The organism is Gilliamella sp. ESL0232 (assembly GCF_013346885.1).
Taxonomy (GTDB): domain Bacteria; phylum Pseudomonadota; class Gammaproteobacteria; order Enterobacterales; family Orbaceae; genus Gilliamella; species Gilliamella bombi.
The window spans coordinates 166,484-191,782 of the sequence record NZ_JAAEDW010000001.1; the positions used below are offsets into that span (position 1 = coordinate 166,484).

Genomic DNA, 25,299 nt, shown 5'->3' on the forward strand with positions numbered 1-25,299 from the left:
CAGTATAATGTTGAAATTAAGAACGTTAATCCCTGGCATTAGTGCTGCAAGCTTGATTTTAGTTGTATTAGGTTCAGCACTATTTGCGCTTTGTTTAGTTGCTTTTGAGTCTAATAATTTAACTGTCTATTTTGATAGTTATTTATTACATGTTATTTGGATAACAATATTTCAAGCAACGTTATCAACATTGCTATCTGTGTTATTGGCAATATTGATGTCTAAAGCCCTATCGATAGTCAATTTTTGGGGTAAAAATCTATTGCTACGCATTATGCCTATCACGTTTATATTTCCTACGTTGGTTGTGGTAACGGGGTTATTATCTGTTTATGGGCAACATGGTTTATTAGCGTCGTTTTGTCATTATTTAGGTTTGCCTTTTGTGATATCCATTTATGGTTTAAAAGGTATTTTATTGGCACATATATTTCTTAATTTCCCTTATGCTTGTTGCTTGTTTTATCAAACCTTAAATAGTGTACCAGCCGAACACAAACAATTAGCTGCTCAATTGAATTTTTCGAGTTTTACTTATTTTAAATTGGTGGAATGGCCACTATTGCGTCGACAGTTGCTACCTATGGCATCGCTAATCTTTATGCTTTGTTTTTCTAGCTTTGCTATTGTATTAGCTCTAGGTGGTGGACCTAAATATACCACACTTGAAGTTGCCATTTATCAATCCATCCGTGAATTTGATTTGATACAAGCCGTGCTTTTAGCATGTTTGCAGTTGGTTTGTTGTGCTTTTTTTATGGGGTTGATGCAAAAGTTTAATTATAGCTATAAATTTAACACTCAATATGTTAAGCAAAGTTATCGTTTACCTGTTTCGTTTAGCTTAATTTTGTCGAGTTTTGTTATTATTGTTATTGGTGCATTATTTATTTTGCTACCCATCATAACTATATTAATAAAAGGTATTTATTTTTTTCAGTGGTCATTTTTTTCAGTGGCCTTTCAACGTGCAGTTATGTTTTCTTTACTAATTGCTTTTGGGTCAGCCGGTATTGCTATGCTACTAGCTTTATTATTACTCTATACAAACAGCCGATTATTGATTTATCGGCAAATAAATTGGAGTAATCGATTAATGTTAATTGGATCGCTGATATTAATTATTCCAAGCATGGTGCTGGCGTCAGGTCTGTTTTTACTGTTATTTTCGTACGCTTATAGTTCGGTCTTTGTTTGTGTTTTGACGATGCTTTGTAACAGTTTAATGGCACTGCCATTTATATTAAAAAACCTTGCTGCACCAATGTATGATGTTACATCACGCTATTGGCACTTAAGCCAGTCACTTAATATTACTGGTTTTTGGCATTTTTATTTAATTGAATATAAAGCACTAAAAAAGTTAATTATCCAAAGTTTTGCCTTTTCAGCAATATTATCATTGGGTGATTTTGGTATTATTGCGTTATTTGGTGGCCAGTCAGTCACAACGTTACCTTATTATTTATATGAGCAAATATCGTATTATCATTATCATGAAAGTGCCGTAACGGCTGCATTATTGCTAATATTATCTTTTAGTTTACTGGTTGTGATAGATTATGATCGAACTGAATCAAATTAATTGTCAATACGATAATTTTAAAATGCATTTTGATATCAAAATTACTGCAAAAGAAAAGGTGGTTATTGTAGGGCCAAGTGGTGCAGGTAAAAGCTCATTGTTAAGCTTGATTGCTGGATTTATTTCACCAAATTCTGGGCAAATTTTACTTAATCATCAAAATATGACTCACACTCAACCAGGAAAGCGGCCTGTTTCGATTTTATTTCAACATAATAATTTATTTGATCATTTAAATGTTGAACAAAATATTGGCTTAGGCATAAAGCCTTGTTTAAAACTAAATACATCGGAACGCCAAACAATAGATGATATGTTAGCTAAAGTTGGTTTAACTGGTTTTAATAATCGTTATCCCGAACAACTTTCAGGTGGTCAGAGTCAACGTGTTGCGTTAGCTCGTTGTTTAATTCAACATCGACCTATTTTATTGTTAGATGAGCCATTTTCAGCTCTCGATCAAGCATTACGCTTTGAGATGTTAGCATTAGTTGATCAAATTTGCGATGAGCTCGATTTGACATTAATGATGGTCTCACACAATCTTAATGATTCGCTTAGTTATTTTTCTCGTTGTTTGGTGGTAGATAATGGACAGATCGTTTTTTATGGTTTACCAAACCAATTAAACCAACCTGAAAATAATCACATTGCAAAGATATTGGGCTTAAATGTTTCAAAAAATTAATAGGTTAGCATTTAATAATTTATATATTTAAATTTAGATATTTAAAGCTTAAGGTTTTATTAATCTACCAAGCATATATTGCAATTTATGATCAATAACAAAGCAAATTAAATATCTATGCTAAACATAAAAGCAACCAACAAATTTAGCTGGTCAGCACTTATCTTTAATATTTTATTTTTTACTTATTTTTCTAGTGCATTACAGTTATATATTTTTCTTTCGGGGCATTCCAATGCAATTGGACTTCGCGATTCAATTATCTATAGTTTGATTTGGCTTATTCCTGTTTTGATTTTTCCTAATTATACAAGAAAGATTGCGACTATATTTGGTCTTATTATCGGCTGTTTGTCTTTGGTTTCAGTCGGTTATTTTGTGATTTATCGACAAGAATTTTCACAAAGTGTATTTTTTGTTATGGCAGAATCAAATTATAGTGAATCGAGCGAATTTGTTCAGCAGTATTTTAGTATTAAATTAGTTATAGTATTGATTATTTATAGTTTAGTGGGTGTTTATCTTTGGAGTAAAGTCAGACCTGTTTATATTAAAACTTCTACTAAATGGATTGTATCACTATTAATAGCTATTTATGCCATAATGCCTGTGTTTATTAGTGTGATAATAAAAAAATCATCTATTGAAAAAGCCGGAACTCATTTACTAACGCGTATGGAAACAACTGTGCCATGGCAACTTATTAATAGTTATTTAGCTTATCGATCTCAACTTAAAAATATGGAAGATATTTTAAATCATTTAGACACTTTACCTCCTGTTGAAAATTTAAAAGATGCTAACGGTAATACGCCTAGGACGTTGGCGTTAGTCATTGGTGAATCAACAACACGTAATAGGATGAGTATTTATGGTTATGGTCGAAATACCACACCTCAAATTGAGCAGTTTAAAAAAGATAATACTGATTTTGTTGTATTTAACGATGTGGTTTCATCAAGACCTTATACTATCGAAATTTTGCAACAAGCGTTAACTTTTGCTGATGAGAAGCATCCCGATTTATACCTTAAAACTCCTTCATTAATAAATCTTATGAAGCAAGCAGGGTATAAAACATTTTGGATCACTAACCAGCAGACCATGACCAAGCGTAATACTATGTTGACTATGTTTTCTAAACAAGCCGATGAACAGTTTTATATGAATAACGATCGTAATCAAAGTTCAAGGCAATATGATGAATCGGTATTTGAGCCTTTCAAAAAAGTGCTAGCTGACAACGCTGAAAAGAAATTTATTGTTATCCATCTGCTTGGTACGCATATGAAATACGAGTTCCGCTATCCAAAAGACGGTAAGTATGACCGTTTTAAAGATAAGGAAAGTATTCCATATCCTCTCGATGACGATAAAGTAGATGTATATAATAGTTATGATAATGCAATAAGTTATAACGATTATGTCACAACAACACTGTTTAATATCTTCAAAAACAGTAAAGAAAATGGTTTTATGTTATATTTTTCAGATCATGGTGAAGATGTTTATCAAACGCCACCGCATAATGTGTTAGGGCGAAACGAGAAGGCACCAACTAAAACTATGTATACTGTGCCATTTATGCTTTGGCAATCGCCAACATGGGTGGCAACGCATCCTAATAACTATCAAGCTTATGTAGATCGAAAATTTAGTACTCAAGATTTGATTCATACTTGGTCTGATTTAGCAGGGTTAAGTTATAACTTATATGTTCCTGAAAAAAGTATTGTTAATCCTAATTTTCATGAATCGATTCGTTGGATTGGCGATCCTTATGACAAGAATGGTCTAATTGATTTTGATAAATTAACTAAGTAATTCCCTTAGGTTGTTTACACAAATATTTAAGGTATAATAGTGTATATTTATACAGTTATATTTGAGTATTGTGAAATCCTCTATGCGAAAAATTATTCATGTCGATATGGATTGTTTTTATGCCGCCGTTGAAATGAGAGACAATCCCCGTTATCGCAATATGCCTATTGCGGTAGGGGGGGATCCTCGTAAACGTGGCGTGGTTGCGACTGCCAATTATTTAGCTCGTCAGTATGGTATACACAGTGCTATGTCAATGGCTCAAGCCATAAAACTTTGTCCTAACCTTAAAATTATAGCGGGTAGGCATGCAGTTTATAAAGAAGTCTCCAAACAGATCCACCAAATATTTAAACGATATACTGAATCTATTGAGGCTTTATCACTCGACGAAGCTTACCTTGATGTAACTGATTGCAAACTTTGTTATGGTTCAGCGACTTTAATTGCTCAAGATATCCGTCAGGCAATTTACAAGGAACTTGAGTTAACTGCATCGGCAGGTGTTGCTCCACTTAAGTTTCTTGCCAAAATAGCCTCTGATATGAATAAACCTAATGGCCAATATGTAATAACACCAGATAACGTTGATAGTTTTATAGAGCAGCTACCGTTAAAAAAAATCCCAGGTGTGGGTAAGGTCACGGAAAAAAAATTAGCCCAATTGGGGCTATTTACATGCAATGATATTGTTAATTATGATGTAACTAAATTAATTACCCAATTCGGTAAATTTGGAAGAATACTATATGAGCGATGTCAAGGTATTGATGATCGTGAAGTGTGTAATGACAGGCAACGTAAATCGGTAGGGGTAGAGCGTACTTTAACTGATGATATTCATAGTTGGGAAGAGTGTTTATTGCAGTTCGATCCATTATTTGATGAAATGGAAAAACGGTTAAGCAAAGTTCGTGCTGATTTATCGATTGCTCGGCAAGGTGTAAAATTTAAGTTTGACGATTTTCAGTTAACTACGCAAGAACATGTGTGGTCTAAATTGGATAAAGCTGATTTAATTGAGCAAGCGCATAAAGTTTGGTTAGAACGGCGTAATGGGCGTGGAGTTCGGTTAATTGGTTTTCATGTAACGTTAATCGATCCGCAAGTTGAAAAGCAGTTGATTTTTCAGTTTTAGCCCTTTTAACCATAAAAATGAGGATGCAGGCAAAGCCTTTAAACATCCTCATAACAAATGATAGCTAGCTAATAATGATTATTTCAAACTTGCACCATTAGTACTAATGACTTTTTTGTACCATTCAAAAGAGTCTTTTTTATAGCGTTTCATACTACCGTTACCTTCATTATCACGGTCAACATAAATTACGCCATAACGTTTTTTCATTTCGCCAGTAGTGAATGATACAACATCAATAATTCCCCAAGCAGTATAACCCATTACATCAACACCATCATAATCTATAGCGGTTTGCATGGCTTTGATATGGGCACCTAAATATTCAATACGTGGTTTATCGTGTATTTGATTACCGTTTTTGAGTTCATCAATTGCACCAAAACCATTTTCGACAATAAATAGCGGTAATTGATATCGATCATACAGACGGTTAAGTGTATAACGTAAACCTTCAGGATCAATTGGCCAACCCCAATCGCTGCTTTTTATATAAGGATTTTCAACCGCATTAGGTAGTGCACCGTTAACTATGTTGTCACGATTATCATTTTTGGCATCAGCTTTAACGACAGTAGACATATAATAGCTAAAGCCAATGTAATCAACCGTACCTTTTTTCAAATAACCTAAATCTTCTTCGGTAATATCAAGTTTATATCCTTCACGCTCAAATTCTTTTAATGCATAAGCTGGATAGTAGCCGCGAACGTGAACATCAGGGAAGAAGAATCGTTGATGCATGGCAATTTCTGAAGCCATCATATCTTCAGGATTACAAGAATATGGATAAATTGGCACATGCGATACCATACAACCAATTTGAAAATCAGGATTAATTTTTTTACCTGCTATTACTGCTTTAGCACTGGCTAACAGTTCATAGTGTGCAACTTGGTACAGAACTTCTTGCGGATTTTCATCAGGTTTAACTTGTACGCCAGAGTTAGTCCAAAAGAAGATAGGATTACTAGTATCCATTTGATTATTGATTTCGTTAAATGTCATCCAGTATTTAACTTTATTTTTATAACGTTCAAAACATGCAGTAGCAAAGCGCTCAAAAAATTCAACAGTCTTACGGTTTCTAAAACCACCATAATGACGAGCAATATGTAAAGGCATTTCAAAATGGGATAATGTGATAACTGGCTCAATGCCGTGAGCTATTAGTTCATCAAAAACATCATCATAAAAGCGAAGACCTTCTTCATTTGGTTCAAGTTCATCACCCTTTGGAAAAATTCGAGTCCACGCGATCGAGGTGCGTAGACATTTAAGACCTAATTCGGCAAAAAGCTTGATATCGTCTTTATAATGATGATAAAAATCAATTGCAGTATGATTTGGATAAAATTTACCCGCTTCGATATCTTGAGTGATTTGTCTTGCAACGCCATGAGCACCTGCGGTCATAACATCAACAACACTTGGGCCTTTACCGCCTTCATTCCAACCGCCTTCAAATTGGTGAGCGGCTAAAGCACCGCCCCATAAAAATGGTTTTTTAGTCATTTTTTATTCCTTGTTATTGCTTAATGTTAAATATGATATCATCAACTGTTACTTGTGTTTTATCGGTTAATGAAATTTGTTGATACTGATCGGTATTAACAATAATAATTGGGGTAATTAATGGATAACCTGCTTGCTTAATTGCCTCAGGATTGAAGCTGATTAGCAAATCACCTTTTTTTACTTTTTGATGTAATTCAACATGATATTCAAACTCATTGTTAGTTAAATTAACTGTATCAATACCCACGTGAATTAACAATTCGACGCCATTATCTAATGTTAACCCAATGGCATGTTTAGAATTTTCAAATACTGCAGTTACCTCGCCATCAAAAGGCGCATAAACGTGATTATCAGTAGGTTCAATTGCAATCCCTTCTCCCATGAGTTTTTGTGAAAAAGCAGGATCGGGCACTTCGCTTAGTGGTAAAGCATGACCTGTCATCGGGCTTGTGATGTCAACTTCATCAAGAAGAATCTTAGGATTATCATCTTCAATATTGATATTTTCTTGACTATTAACTGTATCTTGTATGGTTTCGCCAGTTCCCAAAATTTGGATCAAAACTACTGGTCCTAAAAGAGCAATAAGTGCACCAATCAAGACGCCAATAAATGAACCAGGATTATTTGGGCTAATTGCATTAACGATAGTTAGTGGACCTGGTAAACCAGCGTAAGCAACATAGTGAGGAGCAAAAAATCCTGCCACAATACCACCACAAGATGCAGAAATACAGCCATAAATAAATGGTTTTTTAAAGCGTAAGTTAACACCATAAATAGCAGGTTCGGTTATACCAAATAAGCCAGTGATAAAAGCAGATAATGAAATACCTTTCATCTCTTGGGTTTTGGTTTTTAAATAAAAACCTAATGCTGCACCGACTTGACCAATAACGGCAATGGTTTGGAAAGCTTGGAAAGAATCTTGACCATACTGCTTAAAGTTTTCGACGATAACAGGTGTGATCCCCCAATGTACACCAAAAATAACAAAGACTTGCCAAACAGCACCTATGATTCCGCCTGCAACTGAAGGCGCTAGGCTAACAAACCAATTATAGCCGTTGGCAATGTATTGTGCACCATTTGCTGTTAATGGACCAACAACAAGTAATGTTAAAGGTACCATAATGACAAGGCTAAATAATGGCAATAAAACGGGTTTTATAATGCTATGCAGTCTAGGCTCTAAGAATCGTTCTAAATAAGAAAGTAACCAAACTAAAAAGAGTGGTGGTAAAACGGTTGAAGCATAAGTGGTTTGTGATAGTGCAATACCAAATAGATCAATTTCTTGTCCTTCACTAATTAGTTTTGCAAACTCTGTCCATGTCGGTGATAACAGCGCAGCACAACAAGCAACAGCGATATATAAGTTACAACGAAAATGCTGAGAAGCTGTAATGGCAATAAAGATAGGTAAAAAGAAAAAAGGTGCCCAAGAGATGAAATTGAATACCTCAAAAGTCCCCGTTTTTTCTAGCTCAGGGCAGGCTAATTTAAGTAAAATCAAGATACCTTGCAAAATTCCTGATGCGGCTAAAATATAGACAAACGGGGCGAATACAGCCGACATTGTCGCAATGATGCGATTTAATATGTTGCTATCATTTCCTGCTTCAATTTTGTTATCAGTATTAACTAGCTGAGTAAAAGCGTTATAGACTTTATCAACATGTGTACCAATAACCACTTGGATTTGACCGCCTTTTTCAACAACGGTAATCACACCCGGCAATTTAGCAATGTTTTCTTTTGCATGATCTGGTGTGTGTTGGGTAACAAGGCGAAGGCGTGTTGCACAGCGAGAAACGGTAACAATATTCTTCTCACCACCTAACTCATTTAAAATATCAACAGCTAGCTTGTTATAATCTCTAATTTTTGATGACATCCATAAACTCCTTAAAAGCAATTCAGTAAGATTATTTTATAGACAATTTCAAAATTGTTAATTAACAATTATATTGTTTGTGATCTAGATCGAGTTTTTATATTATTTAATTTAAAACTAAAAATAAGCTGTATAAAATACTACTTCAATTATTGATTAAATTAATAACATAAACAAATGGTTAAATATCAAGAAGTTGCAAAAAAAATCAAACAGATGATTTATCAAAAACAACTGTCCAAAGGCACTCAGCTTGCTAATATTGACGGGTTAATTAATCAATATCAGGTCAGTCGTAGTACAATTGTTAAAGCGCTTAATTGTCTTGAGCGGCAGGGCGTTATTTATCAAGTGCAAGGTAGTGGTATTTTTGTTCGTGAACGTAAAAAAAGAGGCTATCTCAATTTTTTGCAAAGTCATGGTTTTACTGTCGATCTAGAAGATGTTTATGGTTCTTCGACAGTACTTAATGTTGATATCATCAAGCCCAGTGCAAAAGTTAAAGAAAATCTACAATGTGATGATAACGAAGAAGTCTATTTTGTTAAAAGATTGCGCTATTTTGAAGATAAATTATATGGTTTAGAGCAGTCATATTACCGTAAAAAGTTAGTTTGTTACTTAAATAAAGAAATTGTGGAAAACTCAATTTTTAATTACATTCAGGAAAATTATAATATTAATATTGGTTTTTCTGATAAATATTTACAGGTAATAAAACTTGATGAAAAAATGGCGCCATGTTTAGGATTGCAACCTGGCGAACCTGCACTTTGTGTTGAAGAAATATTTTATACCTCGTCAGGTGAACCTTTTGATTTTTCAAAAATCATTTATCATTACGAAAATGCAAGATTTTGTATACAAAATCACTCAAAGTAAGTTTGAATGATGAATTATTAGGAAGATGAATAAGAAATCGATCATTCATCTTCCTTTAATTATTAGCAAATTTAACTGTTAACAATTAAATTTCACCACCAACACCCTTAAACTTTTCAACCAATGCGGCGATCTTTTCAAAGACTCGGTTCTTTTTAATTAAATATTGAGGATTGAGTGGGCTCATTTTTGGTAAAATCTCGTTCAGCTCTGTGCCGTTTTCGGTTGCATATTTTCGCTTTAATGATGATGCAATATAGCGTTTTGTTGCCGCTTCATTTAAATTTTCATCTTCAATTAAGGAATTAAGCTCTACCTGTAACTCTTGCTGCGCATACAAGAAAAACGCATCAATAATCGAGGCTTTATCTGGAATAGCATCAAGATCAGTTTGTTTTATAAACTCAACAACTAGCTCTTCTTTAGCTCGATTTTCTAAGCTTGATCGAATTAATCGCTTAGCATCTTCGACAATGTCCTGTTTGGTTTTTTCTTGTTTATTTTGTTCATAAATTAACTCAAGAATATAATCCAGATTGATCTCTTGCGATTTTAATAGATCAATTTCGAAAACCACATCATCCCAGTCAAATCTTTGCTGATCTTGTTGATTGGCTTCTTTTTCTCGGCGTAGCCAATCACGAATATCATTATAAGTTGAACGATAATTTTGAATTGTGCGGTCAGTCGGTAGTTTAACTGCTTGCATTTTTTGCAGATCTTCATCAGTCACATAATGTTTGTTTTTAAACGCTAAAACTGCCTGCGCATCTGTCATATCTAATTGTTGGAAATCCTTTAATGCAACAAATTCATCATAATTTTGTAATATATTGTCAGCACGTAAGTACTCACCAAATAATTTAACAAACTCTTTTTTATCTTTTTCTTTGATAATTTCATCAGGGCGTGGGAACTTTTCTTGTAACTCGGCAACGATGGCTAGATAGCCATTGTGGAAATTACCTGAATCTTTATCAGTAAACCCTTCCATGTATTCCTTAAAGCTTTTTTCTAACACTACTTCATGAGTATTACTTTTACCAAATGTTATTATTGCATCAATGGTCGCTTGTTCTAAATCACGAAACGCCACAATATTACCAAAGGTTTTGGTGGCATTATAGATACGATTGGTGCGTGAAAAGGCTTGAATTAACCCATGATACCGTAAATTTTTATCAACAAATAAAGTATTAAGCGTTGGCGCATCAAAGCCAGTTAAAAACATACCAACCACAATTAATAAATCAATTTCTTTATTTTTTACTTTTAAAGATAAATCACGATAATAGTTTTGAAATTGATCGCTACTGACATCAAAGTTAGTTTTAAACATCTGATTATAATCTGATATCGCAGAAGCCAAAAACTCTTTAGCACTTTGATTTAAGGCGTCTATTTCAAAACTTTCATCGGCAAAATTACCTTGCGCATCTTGTTCTTCATTAGCAGAATAAGAAAATATCGTGGCTATTTTTAACGGCTGATTTGCACCTTCTTGTAGTTTTTTGAATGATTCATAATAGAGTTTAGCCGCATCTACACTACTCACTGCAAACATGGCATTGAACCCTTTACTTTTGCCCATTAATCGGTGGGTTTTTTGTTTAAAATTATTCAGAATATATTGTGTGATTTGCTCAATACGGTTTGGGTGGAGCAATGCTTTTTTATTTTCAGCAGCGCTGAGTTTTTCAAGATTTTGTTCTTGCTCTATCGATTTAAAATTAGGACGCACATCATTATAGTCAACTTTAAATTTTAGTACCTTTTCGTCACGAATTGCATCGGTTAATACATAAGCGTGCAGTTCACGACCAAAAACATCCGCTGTAGTTTGCGTTCCGATTGCGTTAGTATGCATAATCGGCGTACCAGTAAAACCAAATTGGTAATATTTTTTAAATTTACGCTTTAAGTTTTTTTGAGCTTCGCCAAACTGGGAGCGGTGCGCTTCGTCAAAAATAAATACAACGTGTTTATCATAGATCGCTAAGTTATCGTCGCTTTTGATCAAGTTATTAAGTTTTTGAATGGTAGTAACAATAATTTTATTATCGGTTTTCTCAATATTGCGCTTAAGCCCTGCGGTACTATTTGAACCATTCACACTATCTTTTGAAAATTTTTGATACTCTTTCATGGTTTGATAATCCAGATCTTTACGATCCACCACAAAAAAAACTTTATCAATAAATTCTAGTTCGGTTGCAAGGCGTGCCGTTTTGAAACTGGTTAGTGTCTTACCAGAACCTGTTGTGTGCCAAATAAAACCACCACTTTGTAAGCTACTCCACTTTTTGGCATGATAAGCGCTAATGATTTTCCATAATATACGCTCGGTGGCGGCGATTTGGTAAGGGCGCATAATTAACAATGTGTCATTCACATCGAGCACCGAATAAGTCAATAACACATTTAACAGCGTTCGGCTGGCAAAAAAGGTTGCGGTAAAGTCTTTTAGATCTTTTATTGGCTCGTTTTTAACATTCGCCCAATTCATTGTAAAATCAAAGCTATTTTTGTCACGTTTAGTCGTGTTAGCAAAATAACGTGTATCGGTACCATTTGAAATAACAAACAGTTGTAAATATTTAAATAGTGAATTGTCTTGATTAAAGCTCTCTTTACTATAGCGATGCACTTGATTAAAGGCTTCACGAATAGCAATACCACGTTTTTTTAGTTCAACTTGAACAAGCGGCAAGCCATTAACTAAAATAGTCACATCATAACGATTTGCATAATTGCCAGTTTGCTGAAATTGACGAATAACTTGTAATTTATTATTGGTGACATCTTTTTTATCTAACAGCTTGATATTTTGGATATGACCATCATCAAAAACAAAATCATAAATATGATCGTGGTGGATTTTGCGACTTTTATCGATCATCGATTCATTGGGTTTATCCAAATACTCTAATACAAAACGTTGCCATTCATCATCCGTAAATTGCATTTTGTTTAGTGTTTGCAACTGCTCACGAATATTGGCTAATAACTTTTCATGTGTATTTAAATTCGGTAAGTATTCATAACCTTGTCGAGCTAAATCATGAATAAATTCATTTTCTAAATCCGTTTCAGTCTGATAAACAGCAGCCGATTCTTCAAGTTTGTTGTAGTTATCTAAAATAATGTAGCTATTGGTTTCGGCGATGGGGGTTGTTCTAATTATCATAGTTATTCATCCATAATGTTTCAATTATGTTAAGTTTTAAAGATTCACTAAATTCATTCTCATTAATAATAGAATCGATTATTTCAAGTAGTAAATTATCGTTTATTTTTCCTTCAGCTAACCATACAACAATTTCTTCCATTTCTTGAATAAATTTTTTAACGCAGTATTGATAATTGTTTAATTCTAAAAAATAGGCAGCTAAAGCTAAACTAGAGCGCTTGTTACCATCATTAAATGGGTGAAATTTATTAACAGCATAAATTAAATGTTTGAGTTTTTCTTCAAATGAAGGGTAATAATCATCATTTTGAATATGCTCTAACGCACTATCAAGTAATCCTATTTCACGTTGTCCAGGCATTCCACCACTGTTATCTATGATCCAATCGTGTAATTTAATAGCATGTTTTATATCAAAATAAAATATGGATGGTTTCATCTATCTTTTAACCTTTTGAAAACGGCTAAAGTTTCAGGATCGGATAATCGCTCTTCTAGAGATTTACTTGTTTCTCCCAAAAACTTATCAAAGTCGCTTTGTGGTACGGATTGAATATAGGCTTCTAGTTTATTGTGCAAAGCATCTCGAAAACATAAATCGCGACTAGCCATTTTAGCTCTAGCATCATGTATATGTGGCACTAAATAAGGGTTTTGTGACGCACTTTCGATTAATTTATCCATTTCATCGGTTGTTAATTTTCGCTCAAGCTTTTCTGATGCCTGCTTCATTTCTATCGCTAGTCCATGCTCGAAACTCGCAATAGCATTAAGTACTTCAGCATACATAGTTTGCCTTACACAGTCTTTTTCTGTTAAGGTTAAAATCTTTTTATATTCAGCTGCATTTTCTAAAAAAACAATTTCGTATATTCTATTTGTGTATTTAGCATATTTCCATTTATTAGCATCTAAATAGAGGTTTAAAGCCTCTGTAAACTCTTTTCGATAGTTATACTCTTTGTAAGCTGATGGCAAATAGTCTTCATCGCGTTGATTAATGTATTTAGTATGTCCACCTGATTTTTGAACCATAACGTCAAGGACAATATCAAGGATTTTACTTCTAATTAATTTTGCTTTTTCGCTTTCTGTTACTAACATAGCGATATTAAGGACAGTTCTAAATGAAAATATACCTAAGGACGGGGCTCTTGATATGTCGACGACATTCATGTCGTCGACATACTCCTTGAATGATTTTAATTCTTTACCTTTTATTATTTTATAGCCATTTTTTATAAGCTCATCTTTATGGCTTTCTATATATCTGTCGATTGTTCGTTCATCAATAGTTAAAATTTGCGCTACTTGTGTTTTTGTAAAAAAAGTTTTATCGCACCAACAAATCCCACCTAGTGCAAGCGTTGATTCTATTTTTTCCAGTGCAAAGTTATTATTTAAAATATTTTGCCGGCTAATCGTAGAAGTCGTTAAATCTTTTGTCATTGTGTCTCCACGGAAAAGTTAAGTAATAAATTCCGATAGTACTCGTACTGTTTTTGGCGTAATTCAATCTCACGCGGTAAACCCTCCGTGATTGAGTTGGTGAGCACATCAAATTTATCTAGGATTTCAACAATACGTGCTTGTTCCTTGAGTGGGGGGATGGGGATATTGATATTATCTAAAATAGCTTTAGTTAAACTTGGTCTACCTGATCCTGTATCTAACTTGGTTAGATCTATTGTTTTCATATAATAATAAAAAAATTTAGGGATGATTTCTTCTTCATCTATTTCTGTGTAGTAGATTGTATCAACATTCCAAAATGGTGATTCAAGATAAAAAATATTTGTGATTGAACCTTTACGTGGAATTAGTACTGTCGGTTTATTATATGCATGTGTATTAACATAGCCCATAACTCCTCCCGTACCATAAACAGGAATATCGCCATCACCTAATTTTTTCCAATCTTTACCATTTTTAATTTTCGCAATCTCTCCCAAATTCTTCCACTCAACCTCATCCTCTTGAAAGGTCAACAATTTATCTCGATAATAGTTGTATTGTTTTTTTCGTGTAGTAAGCTCTGCTGTGAGCTCTGCTGTGAGCTCTGCTGTGAGAGCTGTGAATGTGTCTAAAATACGGGCTATTTCGGTTTGAACGTGAAGCGGAGGAATAGGAATAGACGTTTCTTTTGCATTAGACCAATGTCTTTTATATGAAAGCTCTTTATGATAAAAATTCTTAAATGCATAATAAATATATTTTGTATTATCATTTTTAGTTTTAAGAATTTTTATTCCATCAGCACCTTGAATGAAAGAAAAATCGACATATTTTATGTGTTCTGAATGATCACCAAAAATGATATATTCTCCCGATTCAATAGGTTGAATATTCTCATTACTATAACCAGCAATAAATTGTTCACCTTGGTCAATAATAGGAATTTTTCCTGATTTGCTGTATCTATCTTTTTTTACTTTTGATTGTGCTGTTAGTATAGTAGTAACTTCCCCCAGCGTCTTCCACTCAACCTCAACACCTTTTAATAACTCAGTTATATTATTACGTTTAATCATCCCTCAATCTCCGCCACAATTGCGTCAATTTGGGATCGTAAGCTTTCAATTTTTGCTACGGTATCTTTTATTTCGGCATTAAGCTGGGTGATATCAATCACTTCACGGGTATCTTCGGCTTCAACATACGAACTGACGGATAGATTATAGTCATTTTGCGCAATGGTTTGATTATCGACCGATTTAGCAAAATATTCGATATCTTGCTTGCTAGCAAATACTTGCATAATTTCTTGAATATGTTCATCAGTGAGCACATCATTATTGGTCTCTTTTTTAAACAGTTTGCTGGCATCAATAAATTGTGTTGTTTTGGCGGTTTTATTTTTGGCAAGCACCAAAATATTAACCGCAATCGATGTGCCATAAAATAAGTTTGGTGCGAGCGAGATTACGGTTTCAACAAAATCATTATCGACCAAATATTTACGAATTTTTTGTTCTGCACCACCACGATAAAATATCCCCGGAAAGGTAACAATTGCCGCTCGCCCACACTCGGACAAATAACTTAATGCATGCATAATAAAAGCAAAATCAGCTTTGGATTTTGGCGCAAGCACACTAGCAGGTGCATAGCGGTCATCATTGATTAAGGTTGGATCATCACTACCAATCCATTTAATTGAATAAGGTGGATTAGAAACGATTGCATCAAATGGCTTTTCATCACCAAAATGTGGGTTAATTAGCGTGTCACCTAGTGCGATCTCGAATTTATTGTAATTGATATTATGTAAAAACATATTCATTCGAGCAAGGTTATAGGTAGTATGGTTGATTTCTTGACCGAAGAATCCATCCTCAATAATATGATCCTCAAACTGCTTTTTCGCTTGTAACAATAAAGAGCCTGATCCTGCCGCTGGATCATAGATTTTATTGACCTTTTTTTGATTATGTAAGGCTAATTGCGAGATCAGCTTGGACACATTCGGTGGCGTAAAAAACTCGCCTCCTGATTTACCAGCATTCGAGGCATAATTAGAAATCAAATACTCATAAGCATCGCCAAACAGATCGATTTTATTGTCTGCAAAATTACCAAAATCCAGTTCGGCCACACCATTAAGTACTGCCGCTAACCGTTTGTTTTTATCGGCAACTGTATTACCTAATCGGTTACTGGTAGTATCAAAATCGGCAAATAATCCTTTAATATCGCTTTCTGAAGGGTAACCAATGGCTGAGCTTTCAATCGCATTAAAAATATTTGCCAAGTCAGTATTTAAACTTGGATTGGTATTAGCTTCAGCTACAATTTTACAAAATAATTGGCTAGGATAAATAAAATAGCCTTTGGTTTTTATTGCGTCTTTTTTAACTTCATCGTTAATGACATCGTCGGATAAAGTGCTGTAATCGATACTCTCATCGCCACCTTCAATATAATTGGCAAAATTCTCACTAATAAAGCGATAAAACAAAGAACCAAGTACATATTGTTTAAAATCCCAACCATCGACAGCACCACGGACTTCGTCGGCAATTTTCCAAATTTGTCGTTGTAGTTGATCGCGTTGTTGCGTTTCGGTAATTGATTTAGCGTTATTAGATGTCATATTTTTCAAAATTCCTAAATAAAAAATAGGTGCTGCCTAATTAGAAAGTAACTGATTTTTACTTTCATATTAGTCATTTTATAGCTACCTGTTATAGGTGCTATAGCATAGCTGATTTGTTATTATTTTTCCATCTGGGGCGTATATTAAAAACTCAGCCAATGGGTATTTTGAACTTTAAGGTTGGGAAATCTTAAAAAATAACAAAGCAACAAAATCTAAAAACAAAACCCTTTTTTTAGCTATATTTTAAAAGTTAATAAAATCAATAAATTAAATTTATCTCTAAAAAAAGGGTTTTTAAAACCTAAATACCTATTTGCCTTTTTACATACTATATTGATAGTATATTAGCTTCTAGTTCACTGCCGTGTAGGCAGTTTAGAAATATATAAAGATATGTCAGGGAGAGTTAGTGCTTCATGAAGTCTTTTTGTATTACAAACGGTTGAATGAATGGCCGTAATACGTTTATTCAAATTGATAATAATTTTCTTTATGATATTAACGCCATATCACTTGTTGGTGATACGGCGTTAATTTTATTTTATGAAAGTTTATTACAGTAGTTTAACTGACTATTTCCTATAACCAACAATTGATTCCTACACATCATATTAGTTGATTGATCATTATTTTGCCATTTTTGGGGTATCTATCTGCTTTACTAATGTAAAATCTATAGCTAATAATTTTTCTAATCGTGCAAGTATCCAATTATAACGATCTTTTAATGCATCTTCATGCCATTGTTGATTAAATGTTTTTTGATTAAAATCATCTAATACTTTTTGAGAAAGGCGAAATGCAGTCGTGTTATTAGTATGATTACCCTGATATACGATCATTTTGACATTGAAAGGATTATTACTAGCATCAATGTTTTTTTTACCGCTTAATAATGTCAAATTAGCAATACTATGTAACCATCTGTTTTTTACTTCTTCGGTGATATGATTCCATTCTGCAATAGTCTTATATTTTTTAGGTAATATATGTTCAAGGTGCAAGTCATTATTAAGTTTTAATAAAATAGGATTAGATTGATCGGTTAGATCATACTCAATTAAAATCAAAAGAGGTTTAATCCATGCTTCTTTATCAACCATATTAGAAGTTAGCTGAGATATCGCTAATTCATAAATCTTTTCGGAATTTAACTTATTTGAAAAGATTGCTTTTAAATAATTGATATGTTTTTTTTCTTTCAGTGCTTTAATGACATTAAAAGAAGTCTGCTTTACTTGGGATAATGTTTTTCCCGCAATCCAATATAAATAATAAAAGCGTCTTAGTTCAAAAACTAATTCATCAAAATCTTTATAATTTGTTGTAATGGCTGTCATTAATATCGCTTTCCAATAATTACTCCATCTCAAATATTGGAATGAATAAATATTTTTATCTTTTGAACAATATATTTTTTCGTAATAATTAATAACAAATTGTTTTAATGAGGCTATGACTTGATTAGGATCTTGATTTTCGAATAAGTTTTGTAGCTCTTCAGTGAATGATTTTTTTTGATTTGAGCCTAATAAATAATGTGCGTAAATAATAAACAAATCATTTAAACTTATATCGTCACATTGTTTAATGAGCTGCTCCATTTCACGCCAATCAGACATAAAACTATCTTCTTTTAATTTTGAAGTGGCTAAATCATCTTTATATTTTTTATAAAGCTTTTCTAATAAAAAACTTTTTATTAAGTCAGCAGAAGTTAAATCTAAACCTCTATTATTGAGCACCTGAAACAATTTAATAGCAAAATCACGACTGGTACAATCGATACGTATAATTTTAACTTGGTAAAACAAGTAATTAATTAACTCTCCAAGTTTATTTTCAGGTAAAGAATTTAATTTCTCTTTAAAAATTAGTGCGGTATTAATAAATTTAAATTTGGGTTCTTGATCATTTTTAATTTGATATTTATATGGAGGCGGCAATATTTTTGTTGCTCCCTCGTTTAAAATATACGCTTCAAAATCAGATTGATGAGAGCTATGAGTGTGTAATCTTAAACGTGAAGCTCGGCTATTAAAGATTATTGCAGAACGGATAATATCAATGTTTACAGAAAGGGGATTTAAATTATCATGTAGATTAAGATTCGGAAAATAATCACGTATAACGCAAAATAGTATCATTAACGTTGTTAATCTTTGTTGTCCATCGACAACATCAATATAAGGGGAATTAGGTTCATCATAAGAATTTGCTGTAATAACAGAGCCAAGAAAGTAATTTGGTACGTCATTTTCATATGATTCTAAAATATCGTCCCATAACTGTTCAACTTGTTCACTTTCCCATTTATAAGGTCTTTGATACTTTGGTATTTTATAAAGATTTTTTGTATCACCAAATAATTCACTAATCGATAAACTACGGGGTTTAAAAGATTCTTCCATATTTATACCTACTTATATTTCTATTTAATTTAATTTGAAAACATTTGATTATTAGTTATTATTCTAGCAATTTACTTGTTTCATATAAATTAATTATCATGATTAATAATATAAATAAAATTTAAAAGGCTTGATATGATGATTAAATCTTAAAAAAATAAAAGCAATTATTTTACTTTATTGTGGAATTTATCTTACTGATAATAAAAATTTCTAGATAAAACATGAAAACTAAAGCCTCTTTCGAGGCTTTAGTTTTTATAAATATAGAAAAGTAAATTGTTATTACTTTATCCCAAATTCAGACCGATAAGCTTCAACTTGCATTACTTGATCTTTTCGAGCTGGATCTTTATAGAGGTACTGGATTAAATCATCAAGCGTAATAATTGAAATTACATTGCAATGATAAGTTTGTTTAATTTCTTGAATTGCTGACAGTTCACCACGACCTTTTTCTTGACGATCTAGACAAATCAGTACGCCAGCAAGTTTAGATTGGTTATCTGCTAATATTTTCATCGATTCACGAATAGCAGTTCCGGCAGTAATAACATCATCGACCAACATAACGCGTTGTTGATAGATCGAACTACCTACTAAATTACCGCCTTCGCCATGATCTTTTGCTTCTTTACGGTTAAAGCAGTAAGGAATGTCAACATTATGATGTTCAGATAGTGCAACAACGGTTGATGAAACAATAGGAATACCTTTATAGGCTGGACCAAAAATGACATCGTACTCTAAATTAGCATCCATTAGTGCGGCTGCATAAAAACGACCTAATAAAGCCAGATCTTTACCTGTATTAAATAATCCTGCATTAAAGAAATAGGGACTTTTGCGTCCCGATTTCAAGGTGAATTCACCAAACTTTAATGCTTGCCTATTTAATGCAAATTCAATAAATTCACTTTTATATGATTTCATCGATCCTCTCCAATTAATCTTTTAAGGCCTGTTTTTGTGCATCAATAATAGTTTTGATGCCATTTTTTGCTAGCTCTAACAGTTTTAATAATTCGTCATGACTAAAAGGTTCGCCTTCAGCAGTGCCTTGCACTTCAATCATACGACCATCGTCAGTCATAACAACATTCATATCGGTTTCAGCGTTTGAATCTTCTATGTATTCTAAGTCACACACTGCTTGTCCATCGACAATACCGACAGAAACAGCAGCAACTAATGATTTAATTGGATTTTGTTTAATTTTACCATCTGCAACCATTTTGTTGATTGCATCATTTAGTGCTACACAAGCACCAGTAATTGACGCAGTTCGGGTACCACCATCTGCTTGAATAACATCGCAATCTAACGTGATAGTATATTCACCTAATAATTTAAGGTCGATCATTGCACGTAGTGAACGGGCAATAAGGCGTTGAATCTCCATAGTGCGGCCGGTTTGCTTACCTTTAGCCGCTTCACGTTGAGTTCGTGAATGGGTTGCACGAGGTAGCATTCCATACTCAGCAGTTACCCAACCTTGGTTTTGCCCCTTTAAAAAACGTGGCACACCTTCATCAATAGTGGCATTGCAAAGTACTTTAGTTTCACCAAACTCAACTAATACAGAACCTTCTGCATGCTTAGTATAATGACGGGTTATTTTGATAGGGCGGACTTGTTCCGCAGATCGACCTGACGGGCGCATGCAATTCTCCAGATGTTACAATTAAAAAATATCTTTTTTGAGCTAATTATTTAGGGGGACATCAACAAGATAAGGTTGATGTTTAGCCTAAGCTAAGAGCATATTATACAGAATATGTGGTACAATGCCCAGCAAGTTTTTTATAAATTTAGGAAGCAATTATGATTTCCAGTATGACCGCCTATGCCAGAAAGGAGTTAAATCAATCTTGGGGAACCGCCTCATGGGAACTCCGATCAGTTAATCAACGTTATTTAGAAACCTATATCCGCCTACCAGAACAGTTTCGTTCACTTGAACCGATGATACGTGAACGACTCCGTAATCGTCTAACTCGTGGTAAAATCGAATGTAATTTACGTTTTGAATTAGATCCTGCAGCGCAAAATCAAGAACTTTCGTTAAATAAAGATCTTGCTAAGCAAATTTTAAATGCCGCTAATTGGGTTCAAACAGAGCATCAATCAGGACAAGTTAACCCGATTGATGTACTTCGTTGGCCAGGCGTATTGTCGGCAAAAGAACAAAATCTTGACAGCATATCACAAGAAATCCTAGCGTTACTTGATACAGCTATCGACGAGTTTAAAGCTGTTCGAGAACGTGAAGGTAAAGCGCTTAGTGATTTAATTGTTAAACGTTTAGAAGCCATTACCGTAGAAGTGGATAAGATTCGTAATTGGATGCCGCAAATACTTGAATGGCAAAAAGAACGTTTAAAAAGTAAATTGGCTGAAGCTAATATTGAACTGGATCATTCTCGCCTAGAGCAAGAAATAGTGATGGTTGCCCAGCGAATTGATGTTGCCGAAGAGCTTGATCGCCTAATGACACATGTTAAAGAAACTTATTCGATCTTAAAGAAAAACGAAGCGATAGGTCGTCGATTGGATTTTATGATGCAAGAGTTTAATCGAGAAACTAACACTATTGCATCTAAATCAATCAATGCTGATGTGACAGCCAGTGCGATTGAACTCAAAGTACTTATTGAACAAATTCGTGAGCAAGTACAAAATATTGAGTAATCACCTATCTAATGAATAAAGTACTTGGTATTTTAGCTGTCATATTAGCATCTATTTTATGGGGGACAACGGGCACAGCTGCTACATTTGCGCCCTCGCTTTCACCTTTACTCATTGGCTCGCTAGCAATGGGTATTGGTGGCATTTTACAATGTACATTGGCAATATCTAAAATAATCAAAGAACGCCATTTATTAATCAAGCATGTTCACTTACTTATTGTTGGTGCTATTGCTGTTATGATTTATCCTTTAGCTTTTTATAGCTCTATGCGCTTATCGGGTGTAACAATTGGAACAGTAGTTTCTATTGGATCAGCCCCGATCCTTTCAGCCCTCATTGAATATATTAGTCGTGATTTTCGCCTAACTAAACAATGGGTAATAGGAGCAGCCTTTGGTATTTTGGGGATGATTTTACTTGCCTTTTCAGAAGATAATTCCACCACAACGCAATATGAACACACCACTATAGGTATTTTATTAGGATTAATTGCTGGATTTACCTATGCCTTATATTCATGGTCAGCTCGTCAATTAATGTTAAAAGGCATATCAACAAAATCGGCCATGGGGGCAACCTTTGGCTTTGGTGGCATCTTACTCATACCCGTTATGTTACTCACAGGGACTGCATTATTTGACTCACTAACCAATATTGCTGTTTGTATTTATATAGCATTGATCCCCATGTTTATGGGGTATTTATGTTATGGTTATGGTTTATCTAAAATATCGGCTAGTTCGGCTATTACAATCAGCTTATTAGAGCCTGTTATTGCGGCCATATTAGCGATGTTAATTATTGGCGAACAAATGTCATTAGTTGGGTGGTTTGGGGTTATATTGATTTTTCTGTGTCTTATGTTTGTGACCTTATCGAGTATTACAAACTTATCGGCTTCGACATAATAAGGCTACAATACGAAATACTGAACGGAATTAATAGACTTTTGTTTTATTTTGATATTACTAAAAATAGTTCAGTAATTTTAGTTTATAATAAATTAAAATATATATTTTAACTTCATTAAGTTTTACTAATAAGCAATATAACGTGAAAAAATTAGTTGCATTATTTTTATTGTTCATATGTTTCTCAAACCCATCTTATGCTCAAGATTTTCGAGATTTGAGTTTTGACAAATTATACAAAAAAGCGGCAGAAGAAAATAATCCAGAAGCACAATTTTATCTTGGCGTTAGGTACCTTTATGGTATTTCTGTCACAAAAGATGCGCAAAAAGCAATAGAATGGTACGAAAAAGCTGCGGCACAAGGTATTGTATATGCTATGACTAATATCGCTAGCTTATATTATAAAGGTGAAGAAGTTGAACAAGATTACACCAAAGCTTTTGAATGGTTTCAAAAAGCAGCAGAAAAAGACGACGAAGCTCAATTTAATTTAGGGTATATGTACGAAAAAGGCCAAGGTGTTGAACAAAATATAACGAAAGCTTTGGAATGGTATCAAAAAGCGAGCGAAAATGGCAATGTAAATGCTCAATATTCTTTAGGTGATATGTATTTTGATGGTAAAGTTGTTGAACAAGATTATAGTTTAGCTAAAATTTGGTTGGAAAAAGCAGCCGAGAAAAATGATCCTTACGCACAATGGAATCTTGGTGTGATATATTTTAATGGCTATGATGTTAAAAAAGATACCAAAAAAGCGAAAGAATTGTTTAAAAAAGCTTGTGAAAATGGAATTAAGCATGAATTTTGTGAACAAAAATAAAAACGACTTCAGTAAATAAAATTGGGCTAAATTAAAAAGGGCGTTAAGCCCTGATTAACTTAAACGGCAGTATTAATTACAACAATGTCTTTTCTTGAGTGATTTAAAATACCAATAAAGCACAAGGCAAGCTGTACCAGTTGATAACAGATCGGCTGTTGGGGCAGCAACCCAAACACCATCAAAACCCAAAAATAATGGTAAAATATAAAGTGCTGGTAACAAAATCAAAATTTGCCTTGAAAGACTTAATAAAATCGAAATTTTTGCCATACCAATACATTGGAAAAAGCTAGTGGTAACCATTTGAAAGCCAACAAAAATAAAAGAGAGTGTAGTAAATCGTAATGCAATAGCCGAAAGTTGCACTAAATCTTCCTCGGAACTAAAAGCTCGCACCAACATATCTGGAATAAAAAATCCTAACACAAAACCGAGCGAAGTTACAACCGTTGCTACTTTCACAGCATAAAAGAAAGTCTTTTTAACGCGATCATAATTTTTAGCACCATAATTATAACCAATAATAGGTTGCATACCTTGGTTGATACCAATGACAATCATAATCACTAAAGTAATAAGCCGGTTAGCATTAGAAAAAGCAGCAATGGAATCATCGCCCGACACATTAGCAAGTGGAGCATAACGATTAAGTTGCCAGTTAATAAACACTACAACGATTGATGCCGCCATTTGCATTGAAAAAGGCGATAAACCGATTGATATAACCGATTTTGCAATTGAAAAGTCCAACTTAAAATTACGACGATAAAGCTTGATATTACTGTTTTTATTTAAAAAATGTTGCATAACAAATACAAAGCTAATCATCATCGATAACGTCGTTGCCATTGCAGCTCCACGCATCCCCCAGCCTAAACCAATAATAAAAATTGGCGCTAAAATAATATTAGCAATCACACTAACAAACATAGTGACCATTGCCTTAAATGGATAACCACTTGCGCGCATCATATTGTTGTAGTTAAAAGTGAGGGTTAAAAAGATACTACCGGGTAAAAAAATCTGTAAAAATTCTCTGGCATAAACATGGTTAACAGGGCTAGAACCGACAAATCGCAACACGGGATCAATAAAAATAAGCAGCATTGACAGCGTAAAACCACTCAGCAGCGCAGTTAGCATAAACGACGTACCAGCAACTTTTTCGGCCTTGTCGTTTTCACCACGACCTAAAAAAATTGAAATCCGACTGGCCGAACCGATTCCAACTAACATACCAATTGCCGCTGCTAAATTCATCACAGGTAAAATAAGACCAGCAGCACTTAACGCCTCGCGTCCGATCCAATGGCCAATAAAAATGCCATCAATAATATTATAAAGAGTGTTAACAATTGTCCCAATAATGGCAGGTAACGCATATTGCCAAAATAGTGCACTGATTTTTTTATTTTTAAAATCATTATAAACATCAATAGAGTGAGCCATTGCTTTTAATTTTCCGCTGATAAATATTGTAAAAAAGTTTCAGGTAACTATACGTTTCAGTATAGATTTATGCAATTTAACTGTGCTAGTTTAACAGACTGGCAAATTGTTAATAGCACTTTTTCAGCGCTTTGATAAAATAATGTCCTTAATGATTATAGCGATCCAATAGGAACCTCAC

The 25,299-nt window shown here is 33.7% G+C and carries 19 protein-coding genes; 8 read left to right on the forward strand and 11 right to left on the reverse strand.

What is annotated here, in order from left to right; translation table 11 throughout:
- Window positions 1–7 precede the first annotated feature (7 nt).
- From thiP to dinB, 4 genes are all read left to right on the forward strand, one after another.
- Window positions 8–1,585 (forward strand): thiamine/thiamine pyrophosphate ABC transporter permease, encoded by a 1,578-nt coding sequence (gene thiP / locus GYW75_RS00685; RefSeq protein ID WP_174798081.1) that lies wholly within the window; start codon window positions 8–10, stop codon window positions 1,583–1,585.
- Entirely contained in the window at window positions 1,563–2,273 is a 711-nt protein-coding gene (gene thiQ / locus GYW75_RS00690; protein ID WP_174798082.1) for a thiamine ABC transporter ATP-binding protein ThiQ, read from the forward strand. Before thiP ends, thiQ begins: the two co-directional genes overlap by 23 nt.
- Before the next feature lie 117 nt (window positions 2,274–2,390).
- Entirely contained in the window at window positions 2,391–4,097 is a 1,707-nt protein-coding gene (gene cptA, locus GYW75_RS00695; protein WP_174798083.1) for a phosphoethanolamine transferase CptA, read from the forward strand.
- Window positions 4,098–4,179: 82 nt separating this feature from the next.
- Window positions 4,180–5,235: a DNA polymerase IV gene (gene dinB, locus GYW75_RS00700; protein WP_065611232.1), complete on the forward strand. Its 1,056-nt coding sequence runs from the start codon at window positions 4,180–4,182 to the stop codon at window positions 5,233–5,235.
- Window positions 5,236–5,313: 78 nt separating this feature from the next.
- Here the strand turns inward: dinB and GYW75_RS00705 are convergent, their stop codons facing one another.
- A complete protein-coding gene (locus GYW75_RS00705; RefSeq protein ID WP_174798084.1) occupies window positions 5,314–6,750 on the reverse strand; it encodes a 6-phospho-beta-glucosidase in 1,437 nt (478 codons plus the stop codon).
- A 13-nt stretch (window positions 6,751–6,763) separates the two neighbouring features.
- Window positions 6,764–8,653 carry a beta-glucoside-specific PTS transporter subunit IIABC gene (locus tag GYW75_RS00710; RefSeq protein ID WP_174798085.1) on the reverse strand — a complete coding sequence of 630 codons (1,890 nt, stop codon included), beginning with the start codon at window positions 8,651–8,653 and terminating at the stop codon, window positions 6,764–6,766.
- A gap of 177 nt (window positions 8,654–8,830) precedes the next feature.
- Here GYW75_RS00710 and GYW75_RS00715 point away from each other — a divergent pair, with 177 nt between their 5' ends.
- Complete coding sequence (locus GYW75_RS00715) at window positions 8,831–9,535, forward strand: GntR family transcriptional regulator (protein ID WP_174798086.1); 705 nt, start codon at window positions 8,831–8,833, stop codon at window positions 9,533–9,535.
- 85 nt (window positions 9,536–9,620) lie between these two features.
- On the opposite strand, the gene GYW75_RS00720 is transcribed toward GYW75_RS00715, so the two are convergent.
- From GYW75_RS00720 to rph, 8 genes are all read right to left on the reverse strand, one after another.
- Window positions 9,621–12,722 carry a type I restriction endonuclease subunit R gene (locus GYW75_RS00720; protein WP_174798087.1) on the reverse strand — a complete coding sequence of 1,034 codons (3,102 nt, stop codon included), beginning with the start codon at window positions 12,720–12,722 and terminating at the stop codon, window positions 9,621–9,623.
- Window positions 12,712–13,164, reverse strand: coding sequence for a type II toxin-antitoxin system death-on-curing family toxin (locus GYW75_RS00725; RefSeq protein WP_065589930.1), 453 nt, complete (start codon window positions 13,162–13,164; stop codon window positions 12,712–12,714). Before GYW75_RS00725 ends, GYW75_RS00720 begins: the two co-directional genes overlap by 11 nt.
- Window positions 13,161–14,174 carry a hypothetical protein gene (locus GYW75_RS00730; protein ID WP_034911642.1) on the reverse strand — a complete coding sequence of 338 codons (1,014 nt, stop codon included), beginning with the start codon at window positions 14,172–14,174 and terminating at the stop codon, window positions 13,161–13,163. Before GYW75_RS00730 ends, GYW75_RS00725 begins: the two co-directional genes overlap by 4 nt.
- Window positions 14,171–15,256, reverse strand: coding sequence for a restriction endonuclease subunit S (locus GYW75_RS00735; RefSeq protein WP_174798088.1), 1,086 nt, complete (start codon window positions 15,254–15,256; stop codon window positions 14,171–14,173). Before GYW75_RS00735 ends, GYW75_RS00730 begins: the two co-directional genes overlap by 4 nt.
- Window positions 15,253–16,818: a type I restriction-modification system subunit M gene (locus GYW75_RS00740; protein ID WP_194240411.1), complete on the reverse strand. Its 1,566-nt coding sequence runs from the start codon at window positions 16,816–16,818 to the stop codon at window positions 15,253–15,255. Before GYW75_RS00740 ends, GYW75_RS00735 begins: the two co-directional genes overlap by 4 nt.
- 632 nt (window positions 16,819–17,450) lie before the next feature.
- Window positions 17,451–19,235, reverse strand: coding sequence for a DUF262 domain-containing protein (locus GYW75_RS00745; RefSeq protein ID WP_065589926.1), 1,785 nt, complete (start codon window positions 19,233–19,235; stop codon window positions 17,451–17,453).
- Window positions 19,236–19,520: 285 nt separating this feature from the next.
- Window positions 19,521–20,168: an orotate phosphoribosyltransferase gene (gene pyrE / locus GYW75_RS00750; RefSeq protein WP_174798089.1), complete on the reverse strand. Its 648-nt coding sequence runs from the start codon at window positions 20,166–20,168 to the stop codon at window positions 19,521–19,523.
- A gap of 13 nt (window positions 20,169–20,181) precedes the next feature.
- Window positions 20,182–20,898: a ribonuclease PH gene (gene rph / locus GYW75_RS00755; RefSeq protein WP_174798090.1), complete on the reverse strand. Its 717-nt coding sequence runs from the start codon at window positions 20,896–20,898 to the stop codon at window positions 20,182–20,184.
- A 161-nt stretch (window positions 20,899–21,059) separates the two neighbouring features.
- Here rph and GYW75_RS00760 point away from each other — a divergent pair, with 161 nt between their 5' ends.
- From GYW75_RS00760 to GYW75_RS00770, 3 genes are all read left to right on the forward strand, one after another.
- Window positions 21,060–21,926: a YicC/YloC family endoribonuclease gene (locus GYW75_RS00760; RefSeq protein WP_174798091.1), complete on the forward strand. Its 867-nt coding sequence runs from the start codon at window positions 21,060–21,062 to the stop codon at window positions 21,924–21,926.
- Window positions 21,927–21,937: 11 nt separating this feature from the next.
- A complete protein-coding gene (locus tag GYW75_RS00765; protein WP_174798092.1) occupies window positions 21,938–22,837 on the forward strand; it encodes a DMT family transporter in 900 nt (299 codons plus the stop codon).
- Between the two features lie 145 nt (window positions 22,838–22,982).
- The gene (locus GYW75_RS00770; protein ID WP_174798093.1) at window positions 22,983–23,666 is read left to right on the forward strand and encodes a tetratricopeptide repeat protein; all 684 of its coding nucleotides are present in this window, start codon (window positions 22,983–22,985) and stop codon (window positions 23,664–23,666) included.
- A gap of 72 nt (window positions 23,667–23,738) precedes the next feature.
- Here the strand turns inward: GYW75_RS00770 and GYW75_RS00775 are convergent, their stop codons facing one another.
- Complete coding sequence (locus GYW75_RS00775) at window positions 23,739–25,118, reverse strand: MATE family efflux transporter (protein WP_174798094.1); 1,380 nt, start codon at window positions 25,116–25,118, stop codon at window positions 23,739–23,741.
- Between the last annotated feature and the right edge of the window lie 181 nt (window positions 25,119–25,299).